Annotated in this window: 1 protein-coding gene; it reads right to left on the bottom strand. The window is 64.6% G+C overall.

Features of this window, described 5'->3' with window-relative positions; genetic code table 11:
* Positions 1–25: 25 nt before the first annotated feature.
* A partial coding sequence (locus tag EN738_RS34820; protein ID WP_127287426.1) for a transposase occupies positions 26–664 on the bottom strand: 639 nt, incomplete at its 5' end.

The raw sequence follows: 664 nt of genomic DNA on the forward strand, positions 1-664 counted from the left end.
ACGGGGAGAGCGACTGTCTTGGCTGTCAAGCTGTTTGCCATGGTTTTTGGTCGCGGATGATGGCGTTGAGAATGGTCAGCAGCTTTCGCATGACGGCCACGACGGCGACGATCTTCGGCTTGCCGACCTCGACGAGGCGGTCGCGAAAGGCCTTGAGGACCGGATTGTGGCGTATGGCGACGAGGGCAGCCATGAAGAGGACGGCGCGCACGCGGCTCCTGCCGCCGCCGATGAAGCTCTTGCCACGCCATGTGCCGGACTGCCTCGTCCATGGTGCGAGACCTGCGAGCGCTGCGATCTGGCGCCGGTCGAGGCTGCCCAACTCCGGCATCTCGGCGATCATGGTGCGGGCAACGGTGGGACCGATGCCTGGTACGGAGGACAGCAGTTTTTCCCGGACCCGCCAGAGTGGCGACTTGCGGATATGATCGTCCAGGTCGGCATCGAGGCTTTCCAACTCACGCCTGAGCGCGGCGAGCAGGCGCTTGATGCTCTTTTGCGCCTGTCTTGCGTTGACCGTGCGGGCGCGGTTCTCTTCGGCCACGATCATCTGCACGATCTGACGCCGGCGCGTGACGAGATCGGCCAACGTCCTGGTCTCGGCATCGCGCAGCGGCCGCAGTTCCGGCTTGGTCGCAGCTATGAAGGCTGCGATGACGGCAGC

The sequence above is a fragment of the Mesorhizobium sp. M4B.F.Ca.ET.017.02.2.1 genome (assembly GCF_003998955.1).
GTDB classification, from domain to species: domain Bacteria; phylum Pseudomonadota; class Alphaproteobacteria; order Rhizobiales; family Rhizobiaceae; genus Mesorhizobium; species Mesorhizobium abyssinicae.